The sequence below is a fragment of the Paucilactobacillus suebicus DSM 5007 = KCTC 3549 genome, from assembly GCF_001434475.1.
Taxonomy (GTDB): domain Bacteria; phylum Bacillota; class Bacilli; order Lactobacillales; family Lactobacillaceae; genus Paucilactobacillus; species Paucilactobacillus suebicus.
The window spans coordinates 1-1,799 of sequence record NZ_AZGF01000065.1 but is presented as its reverse complement, the minus strand read 5'-3'; the positions used below and the strand labels follow the sequence as shown (position 1 = coordinate 1,799).

The following is a 1,799-nucleotide window of genomic DNA, read 5'->3' as shown; positions in this document are numbered from 1 at the left end:
TGTTGCACTTAACTTGACAATTGAGGAAAATATATTGAACAACTTGTTGGATATGTTCATCAGTCTCAAAGTCAGCCGGAGTTAAATACGTTTCTTCCAAGTCCTTGACTGACATCGCTTGAATCTTGGCTTGAATTTTTGCTTCATCAGCTGTACTCAGCAGGCGGCCTTGCTTATCGCGACGTGCTTTGACGCGCTGGGTTTCTTTCTCGAGGGCCCGGGTTATTAACGTATCTTTGCCAATTGTTGTTACATGTTCGACGTTAAACGGTAACACGGCTTGGTCCTCTAAGGCATCTCGCAAGTTATAAACGTGACAGACTTTACCAAATAGCTCCTCAGTCGTGACCGCTAGATCACCCTTGAGCTGTTTCTTATTTTCATTAAAGATGGGGGTGCCGGTGTAACCATACCAGTTACTATTGATAAACGCTGCTCGAATTTCCTTTTGCATCTTACCAAACTGCGACCGGTGGGCTTCGTCAACAAAGAAGATCACCCGTTGCTTTAAAGTCTTACTAAAGCGGGATTGCTTACCGGTTGCCAGCTGGGCTTGCGTTTTTTTGACCGCCCGATGGAGCTTTTGAATCGAGGTGACCAAGACCTTACCGTCATTTTGTTGCAATTTACGCATTAAATCACCAGTGTTTTGGGCTTCGTTAATGGCAATATCGTCATTGGCAGCATAGGCACTAAAGTTGCTGGTTGTCTGTTCGTCTAAATCCCGCCGGTCAACTAAGAAGATGACCTTATCGACACCGGGATCTTGCGCAGCTAATTTAGCGGTCTTATATGAGGTGAGTGTTTTACCAGAACCCGTGGTATGCCAAACAAAGCCATCTTGATGGTCATGAATCCGGTGCATCACGGCTTCAATCGCATAAATCTGATAAGGCCGTAAGAGAATTAAGCTCTGACGTTCTTGGTCGATGACCGTATATTCACTGACCATTTTGTGGGCCATGGGAATATTAAGGACTTGGCGCGTAAACGCTAAGCCGTTTTCCACGGGGTGATTATCCCGCGTCCGCCAATTAAACAAAAAAGCTTTATTGAAATGATCCGGTTCGGCATTCGCAAAATACGCCGTACTATCCGGCGTCATAATCACAAACATTTGCAACAGCGAGTAAATTCCCGTATATTTACCTTCCTGTGCGTATTTTTCAATTTGATTAAAAGCCTGGTTAAGTTCGACCGTGGCTTTTTTTAGTTCCAATTGAATTAAGGGTAACCCATTAATCAATAGGGTTACGTCAAAACGGCGATCAGGATCGACATCTTGAGTACCAGCTAACCGTGGTCGCACTGCTTGCCGTACCACTTCATAACTAGATTTACCGCCAGCAACGTCCGCTTTCCAAAACAACTCGAGCGTAACCGTGCCCAGCTTAGCATCATCACGTTCAACTTCAACTTTGCCAATGCCATTTTCGGCGGCTAGTAACTTAGCTGCTTCGTAAGGTGTCCGGACCTCAATCGCCCGTTTAACCTGATTAAATTCGGTATCAGTTAAAGGGTGTCCCTGTAATTTAGCATAGTTATTGTTGTTTAATTTATCACGAAAATTAGCCCATAATTGATCCGGGGTCGCACCATATAGGTCTTTGCGTTCCACCCATTGATTGCTTCCAGTCGTTAAGGTTTTAACAACTTCTTTTTCAAATGACAGTTCCAACATAAAAACATTCCTTCCCCCACCTTTAAATTACTCACTAGTTTATTATACGCGAACAGATTAGCGTTTAGACTTCATAATTTGGTAGATTGATTTTTTATTTTTAGGCCACTAGGGTATA

1 protein-coding gene is annotated in these 1,799 nt (G+C 43.5%); it reads right to left on the bottom strand.

Annotation, left to right across the window (positions count from 1 at the left end; genetic code table 11):
- Positions 1-1,681 (bottom strand): DEAD/DEAH box helicase family protein (locus FD16_RS12425; protein WP_156403264.1); only part of this gene is annotated, 1,681 nt, incomplete at its 3' end.
- Positions 1,682-1,799: the final 118 nt, after the last annotated feature.